General features: G+C 56.2%; 6 protein-coding genes. 1 reads left to right on the top strand and 5 read right to left on the bottom strand.

Features of this window, described 5'->3' with window-relative positions; genetic code table 11:
• Positions 1-110 precede the first annotated feature (110 nt).
• Both EKH49_RS13850 and EKH49_RS16920 read right to left on the bottom strand, forming a co-directional pair.
• Complete coding sequence (locus EKH49_RS13850; RefSeq protein WP_128471299.1) at positions 111-773, bottom strand: alpha/beta hydrolase family protein; 663 nt, start codon at positions 771-773, stop codon at positions 111-113.
• Between the two features lie 269 nt (positions 774-1,042).
• Positions 1,043-1,381, bottom strand: coding sequence for a hypothetical protein (locus EKH49_RS16920; protein WP_236641168.1), 339 nt, complete (start codon positions 1,379-1,381; stop codon positions 1,043-1,045).
• A 35-nt stretch (positions 1,382-1,416) separates the two neighbouring features.
• Here EKH49_RS16920 and EKH49_RS16925 point away from each other — a divergent pair, with 35 nt between their 5' ends.
• Positions 1,417-1,728, top strand: a complete 312-nt coding sequence (locus EKH49_RS16925) for a hypothetical protein (RefSeq protein WP_236641169.1) — start codon at positions 1,417-1,419, stop codon at positions 1,726-1,728.
• A 23-nt stretch (positions 1,729-1,751) separates the two neighbouring features.
• Here the strand turns inward: EKH49_RS16925 and EKH49_RS13860 are convergent, their stop codons facing one another.
• Genes EKH49_RS13860 through EKH49_RS13870 form a run of 3 tightly spaced genes read right to left on the bottom strand, consistent with a single transcriptional unit; the run spans position 1,752 to position 3,126 of the window.
• Complete coding sequence (locus tag EKH49_RS13860; protein ID WP_128471300.1) at positions 1,752-2,168, bottom strand: GNAT family N-acetyltransferase; 417 nt, start codon at positions 2,166-2,168, stop codon at positions 1,752-1,754.
• Positions 2,169-2,177: 9 nt separating this feature from the next.
• Positions 2,178-2,765 (bottom strand): hypothetical protein, encoded by a 588-nt coding sequence (locus EKH49_RS13865; RefSeq protein WP_128471301.1) that lies wholly within the window; start codon positions 2,763-2,765, stop codon positions 2,178-2,180.
• 4 nt (positions 2,766-2,769) lie between these two features.
• Complete coding sequence (locus EKH49_RS13870; protein WP_038992519.1) at positions 2,770-3,126, bottom strand: VOC family protein; 357 nt, start codon at positions 3,124-3,126, stop codon at positions 2,770-2,772.
• Positions 3,127-3,222 lie beyond the last annotated feature (96 nt).

Below are 3,222 nucleotides of genomic sequence, written 5' to 3' on the forward strand. Positions count from 1 at the left end.
ATCCTTTGATCTGGTGATTTAGAGCTTCAACAACTCCTATTTTTCCAGTTCAGGTCACCTTTTCTTCTTTTAAGTCAGTTAATGACTGCCGTTGCCATGGAATACCCGGGCTAAGAGGCGTGCTTGGCGATGAAGTCGAGAGCAGCCTCGGCTAGCCATGCGCCGTCCTGGGCGACAGTGCGGCCGGAACGGGCGACCTTGAAGGAATGGTTGCCACCTTCGAACCGGGAAAGTTCGCTGTGCGAGTTCAGCTTGCTGACCACGTTCTCCATTTTTTCGGGGTTGGCAAACGGATCACGGGTGCCTTCGAGGAAGAGCATCGGCACTTCAAGCGGGTAAAGGTGCTCATCGCGCAGCTTCTCTTCCTTCTTCGGCGCATGCAACGGGTAACCTAGGAAGATCAAGCCTGCCGATGGCATGCCCTCGGCAACTGCAAGCGAGGCGATGCGTCCGCCGAAGGACTTTCCTGCAGTGAAGATGGGCAGGCCCTCAGCAAGGTTTTCTTCCACCCAACGGCGGACTTGGTGCCAAACTGCAACCGCTACGGGAGCCTTGTCGGGAAACTTCTTTCCGGCATCCATGTAGGGGAAGTTGAAACGCAGGACGCTGGCACCGAGATTCGCAACGGCTAGCGCAAAGCCAGCCATGAAGTCGTGATCCTTGCCGGCACCGGAACCGTGAGCGAGCACCACAACAGCTTTTGCATTCTGTGCGCGGTTCCAGAGGGCACTGAGCTCGATCTCGTCAAAGGGGATGGAAAATTCCTGCGTCATGGTTTCCAGCCTATCGGCTCGATAGGTGGCGGATGGTTGTCCGGAAACCAGACGTACTAATTAATGGGCATCGAGATCGTCTCTGTATGAGAATCAGCACCGTTTCTGGCGATGACGGTCAGTTTCTCGACCTTCTCGCCTTGAGCGGCCTTTTGGTTGATTCTGATACGCATATTTGAACCTACGAACACTGAAGCGGGAATGTCGTATTCACCATCGATCCATGGACCGTCTTCAAGGGTAACGACGAGTTCACCGAAAGCAGGAGACTATACCTTCTCAACGTAGCCATGCGGATCGGTTGGCAAGCAATTGCGATACACCTCGAGCTCGGTGATTTCGTTGTGGTAGAAGGATTCGTACGTATCATTCATGGAGTCGAGCCACTGCACATACTTTTCCTCGGCCCATGCTTTTCGATCCTTGAGATCAGCCCCGGTTCGTGCACGCGTGTAAGTTCCGGAATGCTTGCCATTCTCTGTCGCGAAAGTGACGGACTCGAGCTCTGGCGAGGCCTCGCCGACGCTCTCGAACATGATGAGTCCCATTGTGCGCAACTCATCCTCATTGGTTTCGTAGCTTTGCGGCATTTGAGTGCGAAATTCCATGCTGTTGTCCAAGAAGATATTGATGATGCCGGGGGATGGAGATTCCCAAGAAGTCATTAGATTGCAGGGATACAAAAACCCTTTTTATGGACTTGATACCGGAGTTTTCTTTCCACATCTCAATCTTGGAATCTGCCCAGGCCTGTCCTGAATTAGCGTTGGCGTCGGCATCAGCGACGGTAGCAGGACTGGATTCAGCGACCGCAGATACCGTCGAATCAGCGGTCGTTGCCTGCTCAGGAGCGGCGCTGCACCCTGCTGCAAGCAAAGCCAACGATGATAGGGCAATTACCGACCTGGCGCGCATGAATAACTCCTCGCAAGTGATGAACGGGCAGTCTATATAGGCCGGGCCACGAGGAGCGATCTGTTAAGAGAATTTGGCGAAGGTCCGGATGACGCCGGGACGGAAGTCCGACCCCTCGGTGAGTCCCATGGATTCGTAGAAAGCCCGTTGCCCGGGTTCGTCATCGGTGATCAGGACCAGCTGGCGAACATGCTCATACTTCGCTTGAACGGCGGAGAACAAAGCGCGGCCTACGCCGGAGCGATGCGCAGACGGGCGCACCAGGATGTCCTGGACATAGCAGATGGTGGCGTTATCGGAGACCACACGCACAAGACCGACGAGCTGGTGTTCGTCATCGTAGGCATAGATCGCGCAGGCTGAATTCTTCAGGCCTTCGAAGAGCACCTCTGGCTGGTCTGTGTAAGCACTCCAGCCGACCGAGTTGTAGAGCGAGAGCACTTCTTCTCCGGAAGGCACCTTGGTGGTAGAGAGTTCCATCGAGTCCTTTTACTGCTGAGGGGAAACCGGAACGATTTCGGCCTTGCTAAGCAACGGATGCTTGACCAGTTCTGCTTCCAAGGTATGGATGATGGCCTGGGCGGAGTTGCCGTTATAGACGAATACCGGGCCATCGTGACGGTAGTAGACATCCTCGTGCCAACCGATGCTGCCGTCGCCCAAGGCATGCTGCAGGGCCCTGACGGTTGGCTCCAGATGCGCATCCGATTCGTCTGCGAGCCTGGTTCTCAGCAAAACGTACTCGCTGTCGCCTACGTCGGTGCGCTGGTCATCGATGACTAACCAGGATCCCCGCCCCAGCCCGCTCTCGGTGAGCGAAGAGAGCAGCTTGGCAAACACCATCTTCGGATCGGAGGTGGTCACTTCGAGTTCAATGTCGCTGGAGATCGGTTCTTCGGCAGCGTCCAGCGTGGACTTGGCGTTGGTGATGGACCCGGAAGAATTGCATGCGGGCAGCAGCGTATCGATCAGGCCCGCCTCATGGTTTTTGCGCAGCCGTTCGGTCATTGGCTGGGCAAAATGGATGTGCACCCGGTGCGTTGAGGCTTCTGATGTTTTTCTGGCGAACAGCGACATGGCGTCAATCCTCGTGCGGGTCTGAAACGCAAAAGACGATGCCGTAGGGATCACGCAGTATGGTCCAGCCGAAAGAGGGATCGTCGGTGTGGTCCTCAACGCGGGTTGCGCCGGCGGCAACGAAACGGGCGACTTCCTGTTCACGGCTCGAGCCGGCTTCCAAATCCAGATGGACGCGATTCTTGCCTGCGGTTACCTCATCGACTTTCTGGAACCCCAGTCGCGCGCTGAAGCCGGGGACGCTGATCATCGTGAATCCCGGGTACTGGCCCAGATATTGCCCGCCCAAGACCGCCCTCCACCAGGCAGACGCTGACCGTTCATCAAGGGCATCGAGGGTGATCATTCCAATGTTCGCCATGCTGACAAAGGTACCGCCAGTCTCTCCGCTTAGCTAGAGGCCGCCTGCAATCCGCGGGTCGACGAGGCCAAATGCGGAAAAGCAAAAGGCGCTGGT

It is taken from the genome of Glutamicibacter sp. HZAU (assembly GCF_004100365.1).
Taxonomy (GTDB): domain Bacteria; phylum Actinomycetota; class Actinomycetes; order Actinomycetales; family Micrococcaceae; genus Glutamicibacter; species Glutamicibacter nicotianae.

Coding starts and splice junctions, on each gene's coding strand:
- EKH49_RS13850 (WP_128471299.1), bottom strand. CDS start 773: ATGACGCAGGAATTTTCCATCCCCTTTGACGAGATCGAGCTCAGTGCC.
- EKH49_RS13860 (WP_128471300.1), bottom strand. CDS start 2,168: ATGGAACTCTCTACCACCAAGGTGCCTTCCGGAGAAGAAGTGCTCTCG.
- EKH49_RS16920 (WP_236641168.1), bottom strand. CDS start 1,381: ATGGAATTTCGCACTCAAATGCCGCAAAGCTACGAAACCAATGAGGAT.
- EKH49_RS13870 (WP_038992519.1), bottom strand. CDS start 3,126: ATGGCGAACATTGGAATGATCACCCTCGATGCCCTTGATGAACGGTCA.
- EKH49_RS13865 (WP_128471301.1), bottom strand. CDS start 2,765: ATGTCGCTGTTCGCCAGAAAAACATCAGAAGCCTCAACGCACCGGGTG.
- EKH49_RS16925 (WP_236641169.1), top strand. CDS start 1,417: ATGGAGATTCCCAAGAAGTCATTAGATTGCAGGGATACAAAAACCCTT.